This window comes from Streptomyces sp. NPDC002403 (assembly GCF_053593015.1).
This window is the reverse complement of the sequence record NZ_JBSFBQ010000076.1, coordinates 12,283-30,402: the sequence shown is the minus strand read 5'-3', so window position 1 is coordinate 30,402 and position 18,120 is coordinate 12,283. Positions and strand designations below refer to the sequence as shown.

The following is an 18,120-nucleotide window of genomic DNA, read 5'->3' as shown; positions in this document are numbered from 1 at the left end:
CTTCCGCCTGACCTTCGAGGGAGGATTCAAGGTCAGTCTGCAGGACTTGTGGATGGCGGGTGTGAGCGGTGCGCTCTCCTCCGCCGCGGAACTCGGGGTGGGCGGGGCGGGTGTCCTGCTGAACACCAAGCTGGTCAGCACCCTGAAGAACCACACCGACAGCGTGCCCCGCCCCCTGAACACGCCGGACACCGTCCGCAACAGCAAGAACCACTGGCTCACGACCAAAACCCCCAACACCCCACCCCTCATACAACCACCCCTCACACAGCCTCTCCTCACACAGCCTCCCCTCACGCAGCCGCCCGTCACGCAGCCTCCCGTCGGGCAGCCTCCCCTCACGCAGCCGCCCGTCACGCAGCCTCCCGTCGGGCAACCTCCCCTCACGCAGCCTCCCGTCGGGCGGCCGCCTGTTACTGAGTCGCCCGGGCTGACGGATGCCCCGCTTCTTCTGCCGCGGGGGCCGTGGCAGGACGCGCCCGTCCGTGATGTGCCGGACATTCCGACAACCTTCAGTGATACCGGCGGCCTGGGCGGCACCACCGCGTTCCACCGCGACGACAGCGACCTGGACGACACGTCATCGGTCTTCAGTTACATGGGCGACACCTCGTCGATCTTCAGCGATCTGAGTGATGCCTCGTTGGACTTCAGTGATGTCAGCGACGTCACTGATCTGGGTGATGCCTCCTCGGTCTTCAGCGATGTCAGCGGCTTCAACGACACAAGTGATACCCCGCCGGTCTTCAGCTACGTCAACGGCGGCGGCGAGGTGTCCTGGTTCTCCGGCATCGATGACGTTCCCATGAGTTTCGTGGATACCGGTCTGCAGAGCGGTCCGGTTCCGGTGGTTGGTGGCACGGAGGTGCCGGCGAGCGGCACGGACCTGCCGATCGGCACGACCAGTGGGATCACCGGTGGGTTTACCGGTGGGTTCACGGGTTCGGGCCTGCCCACGGGGACGAATACCACGGGCGGGAGCCACGACCGGCACAACCAGATCCCCGACCACGTCCCGGATCAGACCCCGGACCACGTCCCGGACCAGATCCGGGATCAGGTCTTGCTCGGGCGGGTTGAGGTGTCGCGTGATGAGGCCGGGGCCGGGGTCGTGCCGGAGGGCACGCAGGTCTTTGGTGGGGGCGTATCCACGGGTTCAGACGGCCTGACTACGCCGAGGCTGTCTGGTGTCGTCAATTCCTCGCTGGACATGGGCGAGGCCCAGCTCTCCCGTACGGGTGACTCCACGTCCGAGGGCGGTCTGCAGGGTGGCCGGCATCCGGCCGGTCGTGAGCTGCCCGATGATTTGCGCGTCGGCTCGCGTGACAACCGGCGAGTGGCTACGAGTACGGACACGGACACGGTGACGCCGCGGGAAGAGCTGCATGGTCCGGCCGGCGAGACCTACTCCGTGCCGCCGCTGAGCGGCCCGGTCACCTCGGTCGGTCCCGTCATGTCCGAGACGGGCGGGCAGGGCGAGTTTTCGGGCGGGCAGTCCGCGCTGTCGCCGTTCGCGCAGCGCGGAGCCGCTGGTCCGGTTCCGGCCCCGTCCGTGACTCCGGAGGCTGGCAGGGCCGGCGCTCCGCCCACGAGCACCACCTCCACACCAGCGCCCTCCACCACCCCGACCCCGGCCCCGACCTCAGCGGCCGCGAAGCCGACCTCGACCTCGGCGGCCCCGATCCCGGTCCCGACCTCGACCTCGAACTCGACTTCGGCCCCGTCCCTTCAAAATTCGGATGGTCGGCCGGTCCTGCGGCCTGCCCCGGGTGACGCCAAGCTTTCCGTGCGGAGCGCGGCTCCCCGTATCGTTGTGGAACCGGTCGGAAGCGCGGCACCGCGCGTCACGCAGAGCGGCGTACCGTCCGCCGAGGTGAACGGCGAACCGACCGAGGTGAGCGGCGCACCGTCCACCGAGGTGTCCGCCGGGGTGGAGAGTGGTGCCGGTCGTCATGACGTGTCGGGCTGGTCCCACGCGCCGGGCTTCCAGCAGCCCGGAAACGTGGTTCCGTCCCTCACACCGGACCGGAACCCGTCCAGGGGTGTGCGGCCGAAGGCCAGGTGGGACGCTCCCGAGTCGGTCTCGCAGGAGATCCGAGGGAACAGCGGCAAGTTCATCGGTGTGATGTCCTTCGACGCCAAGGACCAGCAGCGCAGGGCCCATTACGGCAAGCTTGCTGAGCAGACCCGTTACCTGCAGTGGCGCAAGGACAGCGGGAAGCCGGCGGCTGAGTGGAAGGATCTACCGGAAGGGTTCGGGGAGTCCTTCTTCCTGGCGCTTCACCATGATGGCAAGGGATTCCACGTCGTCAGGCCGGACGGGCGCACTGTGGTCTGGAGCGCCGAGGAGCTGGGCCACTACCTTCGCACTCGCAGGAACGAACTGTCCGGGTTCAAGCAGATCACTCTGTTCTCGTGCAAGACCGGAGCGGAGTTCGACCGTGGGGGCCGTGCGGAGATCGACGCCCAGATCGTGGCGGACGTTTCCGGATTCACGGTCAATGCCCCTGTCGGGGATGTGGCGTTCACCAAGTCCGACGGCACTACGGCCCCGCAGGTCAGCCTGGACTTCGACGCCGACGGCAAGGCCACCACCTGGCGCACATTCCACCCCGGCGTATCACCCAGGGCATCGGATGACACTCGGGACAACCCAGCGAGCGAGAGGACCGCCGTCACGGCGTCGGATTTCCCCTCTGAAGGCTGGAACTCGACGGTCGATGACGGAACGGACGAGGCCCCGGCCGAGTACTCCCCTCTCTACCCGAAGCTCTACCGCTCGAATGGCTTGCCTCCGCTCGCGAAGCAGTACGAGGTGGATTTGGGGAAGGTACTGGCGGCCGACCCCCTGGTAGTCAGGACCGCCCGAGAGGCGGTCATGGCGCTGCACGACCACCTGTCCGGACCAGGGCGCTACGACCCGGACCTCGTGACGCGCAGCCTGCTCCCTCCGGGCCACCGCTTCCCCAAGGGCCTTGCGAGGCTTGAGGGCTTTCCCGGTTTCACCACGACGGATCTCTGGCGGTCCGAGCTTCAAGCAGCCCCGCTGGGCGAGCTGATGGACATGTTCGAACGCGGTGCCTACCAGAGCACGTCCGGCATCACACTCAGCGCGCTGTGGCGAAATCAACCGGAGCTGAACACCCGGGTCCTGCCCCTGGCGCCGTCCACTCCTCGACCCCACAGCGATTCATTCCTGCGGGAGACGCGTGAGCGTGGTCTGCCGATGACGCAGGGACCGGCGGCAGCTGTGGAGTGGCTGCTCAAGGTTCATCGCGCGCTCCTGCCCGATGGCGACGCGGTGCGGTTCCGCGAGGCGATACTCGGCCACCAATTGCCGCGCGGCACACACTCGTTGACGGAAATTCTGGCGGCTGCTCAGGATGCCGATGTGCGAGACCAGGAGCCCGACGCCAGGCGGGTCGACCTGGCCCGACTGCAGGGCTGGGCCCAAGGTGTCCTGGACCCCCAGGAGCGGTTGGAAACCGACGGCCTGCGCCGGCTCCGCGACGAGGATTCCGACCTGATGACGCGACTCAGGCCGTCGCATCACATGATGTACGCCAGGCTGGCCGCATCGCTCTTGGCAAAGATCGGGGAACCCGGTCTGCGGATCGCGCACGCCCTCGCCCTGATCCGGCAGAAGGAGTTGAACTTCGAGGGGCTCTCACCTGCGGCGGCCGAGGAATTGCAGCAGCGCCGCGCGAGGATGGCGGAGTGGCTGCTCCGCCATCAGAACATCGATCTTCTGGGGCCCAATATCAACGTGGCCTTTGCATTCGGGGTTTTGCTGGTCAGTGGTCCGGACGCGGGGTTGATCGCGGCGGCGGAAGGCGGCAGCAGGGAGGGGCTGCGTCAGGAGGCGCGTGCGCTGGTGCGGGCCGCGGCTGAGAACACACGTTCGCGGTTCCCGTTGCTGTTCCTGCACGATGACGCATTCCGCACCCTTGCTAATGAGGACAATGCCGATCCGGGCCGTGCGGGTAAGCTCGCGGTCCGGGCTGCGGCATTGGTCGACGAGCTGGGTCTCGAAGCTTTCGCCGGTTACGGTGCGTTGGCGGTCGAGGCGCTGGAGATGCTGCCTTCGGTCCATACGAGGATCTACTGGACCGGCAGTCTGCCGGACGGGGGGCGGGGCAGCGGCGTGCCCGAGCCGGGCACCGAGGTGGTGGTACCCCGGTTCCATCGCGCGACGACCAATAAGGAGGCCGCGCTCGACCAGCTCCGCGGTTTTGCCGGTGGTCAGGGTCTGCCGGTGATGTGGTCGGTCGACCGTGCCTCGGCTCCGGATGTCTCCGTTCTGTCGGCGGATCCGGAGTTCCCCATGGTGCTCCACGCGTCCGAGACCGGGTACCGGGTGGCTGAAGCACAAGTACACCAGGATGAGGCGACCGGTCTCACATTCCTGTCAGTGGAGCTGACCGAGCCGCCCCTGGCACTGTCGAGCGAGACGTGGAACCGAACCATTGTCACCCGGGACAGCTATCGAGACGGTCGGCGTATCGGTGTCTCCAGTTTCAATGCCCGGGACTGGGCGTGGCAATTCGGGAAATACTTGCCGCGTGTGCCCGAGATCGACAGCTGGACGCCCAGGGACGTCGATGGGAAGCGCGTTGGAGCTCCGAGGCCGCTGGGATTGGAAAAGAACACGTGGCTGGCCAGCGCACACGGCTGGCCGCAGGCTTTGCGTGTCGTGTCGCGCTACGGCGGGCGGGTGATCAGCGGGTCGCAGTGGGGTCAGCACCTCAAGACGCTGATGGACGCCGCCGGGCTGCCGAAGGAAGCCCGAATCTTCATGCTGTCCTGTTCGACGGCCCCCTATGTGTCCGGCGGGGATCCGGCCGCATCGCAGACCGCCGACTGGAGCACACACCCGACCACCGCCCCCACGACGGCGGCCTATGCTGGCTGGACAAGGCGGAAGCCGACTCTGAAACTGGCGGTGGAGGCCGGGCAGGGTATGCCCCGCCTGGTCGATTTCATCCCGCGAGATCCGGCGCTCGTCGCCGCCGCACGCTCTGCGGAGGACGCCTTTCCCTGGTACGCCGAAGGTTTCCGGGCGTTCTCCTCCAACCCCGACCTCGACTGGGAAGGTATCAGTAACAAGTACGAGCGGGAACTGGGCACGGCCATGGCCGCAGACCCCGATGTACAGCGGGCTGCCTGGGCTCTTGTGGAGAAGCTCGGCCACTCCATAGAGGAGCAGGCGAAGACGGACGGCTCCGCCGAGGCCGACGCCTCCGCCCGCCGCTTGCTCGAGATGCTGCGCCAGGCACCGGGCGAGGCCCCCGACCGCCCGGCGGGACCCGAGGTGTTCAAGCTTCTGGACGCCGTGGCCAACACCGCCCAGAGCGATGTGGGGGCAGCCTCGCGACTGCTGTCGGTCTACCGGAAGAGGGCCCCCGCCCGGACGTTGCCAGCGGCTCGGGCGGCGCTCTTGGCGTGGCTGCTCCCCGATGGGCGTGCCAGGCTACGGGACATCCTCGCCGAATTGCAGGAGATCTGGCCTTCCACGGCGGTGGAACGTGCCGTGCTCCTGAGGCGGGAGCACCCCGCGTATCTGTATGCATGGGCCGCCACCGCCTTGGCAGGGGACTTCGATCTGGCGACGCCCTATCAGATCCTGTACGCAAAGCGGCACGATTGGCTTGCCGGGGATATCGGCAGGCCTTCTGAGGGATCTGACTTTGCCAAGTTTCTGACACGAGGTCACGTCGCCGCGCTGCGTCTGGTGAGTGGTCCGGATCGTCGGCTGTTGACGGTGGCGGTTGCGGGCGGGATGGGTGGGCGTGGCCGTGACGCCTTGCGGAACGAGGCGCGCGCGGTGATCCGCGAGGCCGTTGAGAACGTGCACGCGCAGGGGGTGGCGGGCTTCCCACGCCTGCTGCTGCGCGCCGACGCCTTCCGTGAGTTGGCGGAGCGCGCCCAGCAGATGTCCGCCTTCTCGCCGGACTTCCACGCCTGGCCGGCGGGGGAGGTGCTCGATCCCATGTTGAGACTGGTGGACGAGGGCCTGGTCGATGGCCTGCCCGCGGAAGCACCGGAGCATCTGGCCATGAGTGAGGAGGCGTTGGCTCTCCTGCCGCCGGTGGGCGCGTCGGTGTGGCGGTCCGGTTGGGCGCCGTCAGCCGAGGAGGGGCCCGCGGCGGTGGTCGTCCCGCGGTTCCATGCAGGGTCGCTCAGAAAATCGGTCGCTCTGGAGCAGCTGCCATTGTCGGGCACGGCCGGTGGGCATCCGGTGCTGTTCGAGGTGGTGGATTCCTCGGCTCGTGACGTGTCGTCGGCGTCAGCTGATCCGGCGCGTGGCGCGGTGCTGTTCGCGCAGTTGGCAGAGCTGAAGGTGCTGCGACGGGATTGGCGCGAGAACGAGTCGGGGCAGCGGTACGAGCACATCCAGCTGGCCCAGACCGACACCGTTCCCCAGAGGGTGAGGACCAAGGCACCCTTCGCCGAACTCGTCGGCGACCGGACGGACACACCGAACCTGTCCCAGCATGAGGGGGAGGCCCCATCTGCCGTCCGCGGCGGCACACGGCAGAGCGTGCTTCGCGCCCTGGATCCCTCGGTCGACGTCGAGTCCTTGTACCTGTTCTTCGACCGGGGCGCGGTCCAGCAACTCAAGTCCGCCGACGAGGCTCCTGAAGGCGTGCTCTCCTTGGCCGAGTGGCGGGAATTGCCGCCGTCCCGTCGGTCCGATCTCTCTCATCTGGTCGACGGTCGCTCCGTATCGCAGCGTGATCTCCACCTGTTGATCGAAAAGCTGGCGGAGAGTGGAGAGGCCGCCACGGCCGCCGCGGTTCGCGTGTACGCCTCCCGTCTCGACAGTGCGGTGCGCGCGGTCGGTGTCGCCGACCCTGACCGGGTGATATGGACCGGCGACGAGATCCAGGCCAGGGGCCAGGAGCTGGAAGCCGATCTGAACATCCTGGAGCAGTTGCTCGCGGACGCGGATCCGGCCGTGGGGCCCCGCGAGGCGACACTGGATCTGGCTGCCCGGGTTCGCGAGTCGGCCGATCTGTTGGCCGGCGCGCTGGCCGGGCTCGTCCACGACGCGGCTCGCGTCGGCGGACTGTACCGACTCCGCAACCTGTACGAACCCGTGGTGGCCGCCGCACGCGAACGCGCGACGGCAGTGGCCGAGGGCCGGGAGGAGAACGCGCCCAACGGCAGCCGGCGCCTGGTCTCGGCGCGGAAGCTGAGCGAACTGTCGCACCAAGTCAGGAACTTGCGTGTTCGCGGGGCGTACGCGCTGCTGGCCACCGGGGAGCAGTGGCAGCTTGCGATGCCCGGCATCGATTCCCTCCCTTACACACGGCGGTCGGCCTTCGTGCGCGCCCTGTCGCAGTCGAACCTGGCCAACTTGCGGGCCGAACTGGCGGAGCGGCTTGAGGATCCGCAGTGGCACGAGCTGTATGACCGGCTGGCGGAATTGCCGCTGCGGCTCACGCACACGACAACCTCGTTCCACGCGATTGCCAACAAAGGAGTGCTGTCCTCGACAGCCTCCCTCGACCGGGAAGGCGACGAGTTCCTTGACGAGGGCGCGTGGGACGGCTCCTCCTGGTTCGGCAGTCAGGACTTCGTCTCCTTCGGGTTCGAGTTCGGTGTCCAGCCGATGCAGACGCCCATAGGGTTGACCAGGATGGAATTCGGCCCTGACGCGCTGGCCGGACTAGACGGCTGGGTGTCCCTGCACGACCACCGAAACCTGTCGGCCGGCCCCGAGCTGCGGATGCCCGGCCACGAGGGACCGGTCCGCACCTCCACGCTGCTGGATCGCGACGACACTCCGGACAGCGTCTTCAAGTGGGTCAACACCTATCCGGATGCGCCTGAGGAGCGGCGCACCGCCACCGTTTCCTTGGAGGACGAGATCTTCCACGGCGCGGACGTCCGGAACGGCATCGCCTTGTCGGTGCTCCGCGAGATCGACCGGATCGGCGGGGACTTCCAGCGATGGGTGCTCGATCTGCGGGACGACGACGAGCTCGCCGGGGTGATATCGAGCCTGTACCGGCCCGAGGCCAAGTTCCCCTCAGGGGTTCCGGTCGACCTCAGCGGCGACGCGCGGAACACCCCGTGGCCTGCTCCCGTGGCTGTGCTCAACCCGGACGGGGACGGTCGCTACCTGCCCGACGGAACGGTGGACCCTTACGCAATGGCTGCGGCCAGCAGTGCCCTGCGTGCTGACTGGGCGGCGACGGAGCTCGACGACGACTGGTCGCGCTTCCAGCACCAGATGTCCCGCTCCAAGGACCCGATGTCGATTGAGGAGTTCACGAGTTTCACCAGATTCGCGAACACGTTCCGCAGCCGGTTGGCAAGCGCCCTCGCCGACCCTCAAACCCCCGGAGAGGTGGCTGCCCGCCATTTTGGGGAGTTCCAGCGTTCGGCGCACCATGACCGCGCGTCTCTGGCCGAAGCCCTGCTGCTCCGCCACCGGGACAACATGGCCGACGCGCGGGGCCGCATGACATCGATGCTCCAGGAGCTCGACCGCGCGTTCGCCCCCACCGACGGCGGGGTGGGCCTCATAGCACTCATCGCCACCGACGCGCAGAACTGGCATGAGACGATCCAGGCCTACGAGAGAGCCCTCGGCACCGCCCTGGCCGCCGACTCCGCCGTGATCGCGGAGGCCCGGCAGGCGGTGACCCACTTGCACCAAGTGCTCGCCCGCACATACGGGCCTGTGGACGCAGCCCGTGCCTTCCTGGACCGCGAGGGCAGCGGCACGGAGGACCCTGAGGCCGCCCTGAGGACGCTCCTCGACGAGTCCGAGGCGGCATCCCTCCCCCAGCTGATGGACGCGTTCGTCCGGGCCGCGCACGGCAACACCCGGGCAGTGCCGTACACGCTCCGCAACCTGTGGAAGCAGATGCCCCATCTGCGGGTCGAGGGCGTGCGGGTCCAGCCCCGGATCCGGGTCTCCGTCGGCTACCCGTTCGTCGCCCGCCTTAACGCATTGCGGCAAGGCTTCATTCTAGGTGAGCGTCCGGGCCACGAGGCGGCCTGGCTGCTCGAGGTCTACCAGGCACTGGGCATGCCCGGACGCTACGACCTCTTCATCAAGGCCGTGCTGGCGCACGCGCTCTCCTCGGGGGATCACTCCCTCTCCGACGTGCTGGGCGCCATCAGCCCGGGTCGACGCTGGCCCGAACTCGAACAGGCCCTCACCCGCGCTTCTGCCCTGTACACATGGACGGACCTGAGGCTCGCTCCTGAGAGCGACGAACTGGTGCCGCCGTACACGCAGGTGTACAACACGCTGGTAGGCGGGATGTCCGTACCATCCGGAGCCGTCGCCCCGGAAGTGATGCGGCAGATGATCCTCGACCCGGTCGGCTACCCCGCCTCCGATCTGCCCGAACACCTCCAGAACAAAATCGACAGTGTCAGGACATGGCACGGTAGCTACGCTCCGAGCGGCCTGCTGGACACCACCGCGCTGAGCCGCCTGACGCCCGGTCACATCACGGCGCTGCAAATCCACAGCGACGCCGCCGAGACCCCGATGCTCGCCCTCACCGCCGTGCTCAACGAAGTGGGCGCCAGCCCGCAAACCGCCGAGAGGCTCATCACTTGGGTGCGAACGTGGATCCATCAGGCACAGCTCCAGGCCCAAGCGGCTACCGGCAGCGAACCCGGCGGAGACGCCCGGATCTTCCCCCTGCTGCTCGCCCGAGACCCCGGCTTCCGAAGCCTGCTCGAAGAGGTGGTGGCGCACGGGGACGCCAGTCATTCCGAATCGGAGGCCGCCCAGCGGTTGCGGCAACGCCTCGACGAGTACGCCCAACGCACGGTGCGGATGCTCCCCGCCCACACCTGGAGCGCGCTGGAGGCGCTGAAGGCGCTGCCGCCGTTCAGCCGCAAGGCGTGGTGGGCCGAGGTTGTCGAGGGCTTGGCCACGACCGACACCCTGCCCGCCGAAGGCTCGCGGATCGTCAGTGATCCCACACAGGTCCTCACCGCCACCTCGCGGGCACAGGAGGCGTTCGTACGCCCGGCCAACGCCGACCGTTTGCCGGACGATGGAGACCGTCATTGGCGGGTCTACCGCGTGGCCGACTCGACCGGCCGCGACACCACGCTGTTCAACAGCGGCCCGACCCGCCGTCAGGTGAGCTACCCGCCTGGCATGGAATTCCAAGTGGTGAGCACCCAACTGCTCACCAGCCGCAAGGGTCTGATCTACATGGAGGTCACGCTCTCCGAGGTCACCCCCCTGCCTGGCCGCGCGCCCGTGGTCGAACCGGCCCCCTCCGACGAGCGGCCACACAAACGCCAACGCCTCGATACCTCCGCCGGGGCCACCGGCGAACGGACCGATCCGGTCCCCGCCCCTAAGTACCCGGAACACGGCTGGAACTCCCCCCAGAGGGACGAGCGGATCCAGGAGGCCGACGCAGCAAGCCTGTCTGTGCCGTCTGCGCTGTCGGCCTCGCGGCAGCCGCATTCCATCGCGGACGATGTCGCCGCTGCGCTCCTCGGCGCAGGGTCTGGTCTCGGCGGTCCTCAGAGGAACTTGGACGCTGAGTCGGCTCTGCCCGCGACATCACCCTCGGTCTCGGATACTGCGCCTGCCACGCATTATCCCGCGCCAGGGGACTGGAACGCGTCGGATCGTACGCCGCGGTTCAAGATTTTCTACGAAGCGGGTCATTGGTCACGGCAGGCCGAAATTTTCGAAAACGCCCTGGGCGAAGCCCTGGCCAACGACACGATGAACGTCGAGCCGGCCCGAGCAGCTGTCAAGCGGCTGTACGACTACCTCGTATGGGGCTTTGGCGACGTGGTCGGGGTCCAGCGGGCCTTCTTCCGCCAGTTGCCCCCTGGAGGGGACCTCAAGGCGGCGATGGACCGGCTTTTGGATCCACGGTCCGGCGCGACGCTCGTTGAGCTGATTGATGCGGTCAGGGATGCGACCTACCGCAACTCCGCCAGCGAGCGCACTCTTACCTATCTGTGGGGCACCCGACCGAATCTCAACCATGGAAAGGTGCCCCTCTATTCCGGGCCTGGCGTTCCGTACGACGAGGCCTGGCGGCGCACGATGGCTGAGCGCGGCTACCTTCTCGGAGAGCGTGTACTCCCCAGTGTCTATCTGATGCTCCGCGCACTGGCGGTGCTCAACGCCGGAGATCAGGCCGCGGTGTTCTCGTTCCGGCAGGCTCTGTTCGCTGCCAGCCTCAACGAGGGCGAACGGTTGGTGGACTTGCTGCTTGCCGCGCACGCGGCGGAAGTGCGCGATGAGACGGATATCGATCCCGAATCGGCTGACGCGTCCCTGCTCTACGCCTGGGCGGACGGGTACTTCAGCTCTCTGGAACGCCCTCACGTGAACGCCGACCTGAAGAACCGCCTGCGACTTCCGCACTGGGTGATGTACCGGACGGGGGTGGGCCGGTTCGCCACGGCGGCTTCCGGGGAAGGCGACGTTCTGTCCGGCCTGGGCGGACTCACGGGCGTGCACCCCTGGATCGGCGGCTACGGGCAGGTGTCGCCCATAGCCGTGGAGACGTGGCGGCATCGTCGGCGGAAGATGCGGGAATGGTTGCAGCGCCATGCCACGGCTGACCTGCTGAGGGCAAACGTACCGCCGGAGCATCTGTCGGCGCTGTATCTCGCCGGTGGGTCGGACATCAAGTTGTTGGTCCCGGGGCTGACGGACCCGGCGCGGAAGGATGAGCTGCGGGACGAGCTGGGCGCGCTCTTCCGGGAAGGGCTCGCGAGTGGAGACCCCGCCTCGTTCCCGCTTCTGCTGTCGCTTGACGAGGACTTTCGCCGGTTGGCCGGTCAGGCCATGCGTATGGGTCCCCAGGATCCGAACCGGGAAGCCGAGATGGAGAGCTTCCTGAGCAGGCTTGTGGACCGTGCGCTTGAGATGGTCGGCGGGCTGGGCGGGCAGCTGCAGGCACACCGTGAGATGGCGGTGGAGGCGCTGGAGCAGTTGCCTCCGATCTACCGCCCGGCGTGGTGGGCCACGAGAGAACCACTCGGTGCAGCTGGGTCTTCGGGTGAGCCGAGAATGTTCACGACGCCAGCTCTGCACGCTGTGTCGACGAGTGTGCAGGCGGCGCTGGACAGTGTGCTGAATATGGGGGCGGGTGAGGCACAGGGGCGTATCACGGTGTGGTCCGTGCGGGAATCCTCCAGCCGTGACATCGGCCCGGTCGCCCGGACTCCGCGTAGTGACAGGGCAGTGCATCCCTCGCCGATGACCTTCGTGGAGGAAGAGAGGAAATCGGTCCACCTTCCCGAGTACGGCCTCACAGTCGATTACGTCATCCTCAGCGAGAAGCGGAAGCATCCTCTGTCCGGGCCGGCATGGGACCGGGAGATCGTCTCTCGCAGGCTTCTGAGGGACGACGATCTCATCGGCTTCACGATCTTCAATTCGCAATACTGGCGTCAGGACTGCTCGGTTCTCTACCGGCTGCTACCGGACTCCCAGCTAGTCGAATTTGCCGATAAAGAAACGCGGCAGGTCATCCGGCATGCGGGGACAGTTCCTGCGCAGTGGAACCGCGACGGCTACTTCTGGGGAGCTCTCCACGGCTCTCGAGACGGGTCGATGAAGGGCATTTCGCACTACGGGCGCAGAAAGCTGAGCCCCGAACAAGTCGGCCGCTTTGCCAGGGCTCAAATGAAACATCCTGACACTCGCTTGATCATTAACTCCTGCTTTCAGGGTGCTTCACGGCGCGACGCCGACCCTTCCGGTCAATTGATGGCCGACGCAGGCACGCTCACAGGCGCTCCTACCTCAGCCGCGGGTGTATACGGGGTGTCAACGAAAGACGGGCTGCGAGCGCAGGGGATTCTGTTGTACAAACCCCCGCAGCCGAGGCCTTCGTGGGAGGAGTTCGCGCCGCGGAGTCCCGGCGAGGTCCAGGTCGCGCTGCGTACACACGGCCGGGATTCGGCTGGGCAGGGCGTGTACTTCGCCGGCTTCTACCGCGAGGAGCAGCAGTGGGCGTCCTGGTGTGGGGTCTACGAGGCCGACCTGGGCAAGGCGCTGGCCCGGAACGAGAAGGTTCTGGCATCGGCCCGCAGAGTACTGGGAGACGTTTACAGAGCCCGCGCCAGGGAAGCCGGTTCCGTCCTGAGCGGCGTCGCGGAGAAATTCCTCGAACGCGGCACCAAGACTGGTGACGACGCGCGGGTCGAGGTGGAGCGCCTGCTGAATCCCACGTCCGGGGCGACGCTGCCCGCGATCCTCACGGCACTTCGCCACGGCCTTCTGGGGCATGGACCGCTTCCCAGGGGAGGGGGCGAGCTGGGCGAGAGGTATCTCCAGGAGTTCCACCACGAACGCGGGTTCCTGCTTAAGGGCGAGCCCCCGGCGATACGCGCTGTGCTGAGTGAGTACCCGAAGCTGGTGCCGTCGGCGTCCGCCGAGGAGCTGGTGGCGCTGCGTTCGGCGTTGATGGGCTGGCTCCTGCCCGGCGGGTACGCCACGCTCTTCGACGTTCTCACGGTGTCGCATCAGGTCGGTGTTGGAGTTCACGATGCGCAGGAGCATGCGGCTTTGGCCGGGGACGCGGTTGATCTGTATGAGTGGGCGCGTCGGGATCTGCACCGTCGGGGGGACGGTCCGGAGGACCCGTCGTCGGAGTCGTTGCCGCACGTGCGGATGTGGGCCGAGCGGGTCGAGAAGTGGCTGACCCCGGAGATCACCGGGGGCGTGCGGGTTCCGTCGGGGATCTGGCATGCCGTCTCGGACGATCCGAACCACCCGGATGTTCCCGAGTACGGTAGGCAGGCGAGGGCAGAGGCGCTGGGTAAGTGGTGGCAGCGTCACCAGTCTTCTCCTGTGGGCAGGCTGAACAAGCAGCATGTGACCGCGCTGTACGTGCTGTCCGGCTGGGACTCGGTGCTGTTCAGTGACCGGCTCACCTCGTTGCGGTCCGGGCCGGTCATGAGCCGTACGCTGCTGCGCCAGGAGCTGCGTTCCGTGGTCGGGCGTGTCCTCGGTGACGGTTCGGGTGCGTATCCGTTGCTGTTGATGCGTGATCCGGAATTCCGTGCGTTGGCGCGGGAGGCCGGTTCTGGTTCCGTGTCGGGGCAGGAGCTGGCCGGGCGCGCGGAGGTGCTCGCGGATCAGGTGGGCTCCGACCTACCGGAGCTTTTGGGAATGGCCAAGCAGGCGTTGTTTCTGTTGCCGCGGGTAGGCGCCTCGGTGTGGGTGAGCGTCTGGATGCCGGGTGAACTGTCGGGCAATGTGGGCGACAGGGTGGTGGACGGTCCGGAGCACATCAGGGTGCCGGCCCTCCAGGAGGGCCGCTTGGACGAGCGGTCGGGTCTGGCGTCCCTGGACGTTCTGCACCACACCGGGCACACCGGCCGGCGTGTCGGTGGTGCAGGGTGGCATCGGGTGTTGGTGGAGGTGGAGAACTCCTCCGCCCGTGATGTGTCGCTCTTCTCGCCCGATCCGCAGTCGAGGGGGGCGCGTTACCCGGCCTCGGCCACGTTCGTGGTGGAACGGGAGCTCAGTGAGGTCCGCCAGGACCCGGAAACGGGCAAGCGATACCTGCACGTCCGGGCCAGTGAGGCCGAGCAGGTCTTGCAGACTGCCGAGCTTCCCGTCACGACTCGCGCCAAGAGAAGCCTGGAGGAAGACCTCGACCAGCAGCCGCCGAAGCGCCGTAGGCCGCAGCCGGTTAGGGCATTGGCTGCTGACGCGGTGAGTGATGTGCGCGGAGTCACGGCCCCACCCACTGTGTCTGCCGCGCGCTATCCCGCGCCCGAGGAGTGGAACGGGTCGGCGCGTGAGGCGGGGTCGGTTGCCGCCCTGTCGCCGTCGGTCTCGGGGGGCAATACCTGGGACACGGCAGACGAAAGTTTGGTCCTTTCCCGGATCCGCTATCTGGGGGAGGCGGAGCGATTCGAGAACAACCTGGCTGTGTATCTGGGCGTGCTGGAGAAGGCCAACAAGGAGTTCGGCCGGATGGCGCGTGCCGCGTGGCAACACGCGGTGGCCGCGGGCGTGGATCTGACGCGGTTCGGCACCACGGTCACAGGCCAGCCTGGTGCGGTCGGTAAGGGCCGCGCGCACCTAGAGAAGGTGGTCGAGTCCGGCAACCTGCGTGAGCGGATGGCTTTCCTGTTCGAGGGTCTCAGCAGCGAGCTGATCCCCAACCTCCTCGGGGGCAAGGAAAAGGAACCGCAGGTGATCCAGGAGCAGCGCGTGCTGCGCGCCGACCCCCGCTTCAGAACGACTGAGCTAGAGGCGCGCCTTCGAGAGGCAGAGGCGCGGTACAACGAGGTTTCAAAGCTCGTGAAAAGCGGTCGGGTGGAGCTGATTCCTTACGAGCGGGAGCTGAAAGCGGCGTACGAGCGGGCCGCTGAGAATATGCGCGTCGGAATCCCGGTCGACGATGTTCTGCCCCCGCTGAGTAAGGCGGAACAGAATCTCATCGGCAAGAGAGAGAAACTGCCCTGGATCTTCGCGCCCAGTCATATCAACATTCCCCTCTCCGCTGACCTTCACCAGCGATCCGAGCTGGCCGGTGGGTTGGTCAAGTCGGGGATATCGGGCAGCGCCTACCGGTTTATGCACCACGCTATCCGGATGAACCAGCAATGGGGGATTGACCTGGATCTCGGGCTGGTCAGACTGGCCGTGCTCGCCGGTATGCTGCCCGTTCCCTTCGGTCACGGGACCGAAGTGGCCCGAGGGGGGCATCACACCTTCCACGAGGTGATGAGGGGCGTGCAGATCGCCCTGGACGAACTGCCCGACCATGATCCGGCCCTCGACTATGTCGACGACCTGGACCGGTACCGCAGGATCTACCCGCTCACCGAGGAAGAACTACGCGAGAACGTCGCACGCGACGGGAAGTTCCCCGACGAATACTCCCGAGAGGTGCTGCTCGAGGACCACGAGGCAGCCGGCGCGGTGAATGATGTGGAACCCGAGGAGGACGACCCGGGCACCGACCAGTCGGCGCCGATACGCCAGAACGCGGAGGCTGGCGAGACCGCGGTGTCGCCCTCGGACGGCGACCCCCTCCAAGGGCACGGTACGAGCCGCCTGGAGGTGGCGATCTCGCCGCTGTCCACCGAGGCCTACAACGATCCGAGCTGGCCGGCGAGAAGCGAGGCGTACGAGAGGGCGACGGGCAGGGTCATAGCTGCCGATCCGGTGGTCATCGAGCAGGCTCGTGACTCCGTTGAGAGGCTGCTCAAGTACCTGTCCTCCTATTACGGGCCGGTCAAGGCTCTGCGTGCGTTCTTCCCCGGGCACCGGGGCGCGGCCGAGCTCCAGGCCGCCATGCGGCGGCTGCTCGACCCGGTGGCTGGCGCGAGCCTTCACGAGCTGATGACGGCGTTCGCCAACGCTGCCTACGCCGACCCGGCGGACACCTACACGCTCAGCAGGTTGCTGAGGGAACGTCAGGACGAGAAGCGGACAGGATGGTCGGGGGTCACCAAGGCTGTCACCGTGCTGCCGTCGACCATGCGTCGCTGGTGGTCTTCAATGAAGTGGCGTTTCCGTAGCGGTACTTGGTCCGCCCGCCTGTCCGGACCTGCACACCGCCCCGAGCCCGGCCGGCTGCGTGCCGACGGGGTCGCGGAGATGCATCAGACGCGTGGTGTGCGTCTGGGGCGCCACACGGCGGATCCGATGCAGTGGCTGCTCCAGGCGTACCAATGGTTGAACGTGCCCGGCGGTGACCCGCTGGTGTTCCGTCAGGCGTTGCTGGGCTGGCAGCTGCCGTTGGGTGAGTACTCCTTGTTCGATCTCCTGGAGGCTTCGCACCGTGCCGGTGTGCGGGATGCGGCCGATCCGCTCCCCGCCGGCGAGGACCTTTCCCAGGTCGAGGCCGCGGACCTCTACGACTGGTCGGACAGTAGGCTCGACCCGCTCGGGCGGTTGGAGCAGCCAGTTGTCCGAACGTCGTTGGAGACAGCTGGGGACGACGGCGGGTCGCTGAGGCACGTGCTCGCTCCGCCGCATTGGTCGTTGTATTCACGCTCGACGGCGTGGCGGTCCTCGGATGTCTCGGGTGAGGGCGGGAACCCGCAGGCGATCCTCCGGATGATCGGTGCGTCCGGTGACGGCATCCACCGTGGGCCGGTGCCACGGGAGTCCGTGCCCGTTTGGCGCGCGAGGCGTGAGGCACTGCACGAGTGGCTGCTGCGCCATGGTGATCCCGGGCCGCTCCGCAGTGTCGGGTCGGCTCAGGTGTATGCGCTGAACCTGATGAGCGGGCCCGATGCGCGCTTGTTGGACAAGTGGTTGGGTGACACGACGGCGCTGAACGAGCGGGTACGCGAGACGGTTGAGGGTGCTTTCGCGGCGGCTGACCGGTCCTCCGGTTTGGACTTCCGGTCTTCGCTGCCCCTGTTGTTCCTGCGTGACGCGGGGTTCCGGGAACTGGTCGGCGAGATGGAGGCGCTGCTTGGTGCCCCACGGGAGGGGCAGCGGCTGGCAGAGCTCCGCCGGGAGTTGATCGAACGGGCCGAGCGGCTGGCCGGGAACATCCGGACCGAACTGGGGCAGTACAGGGCGGCGGCGGCCGCGGCACTGGAGGGATTGCCGCCCGTCACGTCCACCGTGTACTGGGCCGGCGAGGAGGCGGGCATCCCGGCCGAGGGCGCGCGCGTCATGATGCCGCGTTTCCACCGGGCGACGACCCGTATGGAGACGGCGCGTGCTCAGGCGCTCTCGCTGGGCTCGGGCCGTCGTCCGGTGATGTGGGAGGTGGAGCGTTCCACGGGGCGCGACATCTCCCTGTTCTCCCGCTTCCCGGACGAGGGCACGGTCCTGTTCGAACGGAGGGACACCGTCGACGTCCTTGAGCTGACGACACGTCTCGACGCGAGCGGACTGACGTACATTCACGTCAGGGGCCGCGTGGTCGCGGGTCCCCTGCCCGGGGCGCAGTGGGACCCGGGGACCGTCAACCGGCCCGTCGTCGGTAACGGCCGGGGGATCGGTACGGTCACTTTCACCGAGCCGGGGCATTCATCTGTCGGCGCCGGGCAACCTGATCGGCGGACGCCGTCACCGGCGACAGGAACCGGACTTCGGTCGGCGGCGTGGGCCGGAGTGCTCTACGCGGGCCTGGGCTGGCAGGACCAGGCCAGGCGGCACGAGAGTGCGCTCGG

Annotated in this window: 1 protein-coding gene and 1 pseudogene (1 of these 2 only partly in view); one reads left to right on the top strand and one right to left on the bottom strand. The window is 67.5% G+C overall.

Annotation, left to right across the window (positions count from 1 at the left end):
- Positions 1 to 222 (bottom strand): hypothetical protein (locus tag ACWCPY_RS39340; RefSeq protein WP_451273403.1); only part of this gene is annotated, 222 nt, incomplete at its 3' end.
- 268 nt (positions 223 to 490) lie between these two features.
- On the opposite strand from ACWCPY_RS39340, the pseudogene ACWCPY_RS39335 reads away from it, so the two are divergent.
- A pseudogene (locus ACWCPY_RS39335) lies at positions 491 to 18,120 on the top strand (hypothetical protein); its annotated part runs 12,282 nt beyond the window's last position; the annotation flags it as partial.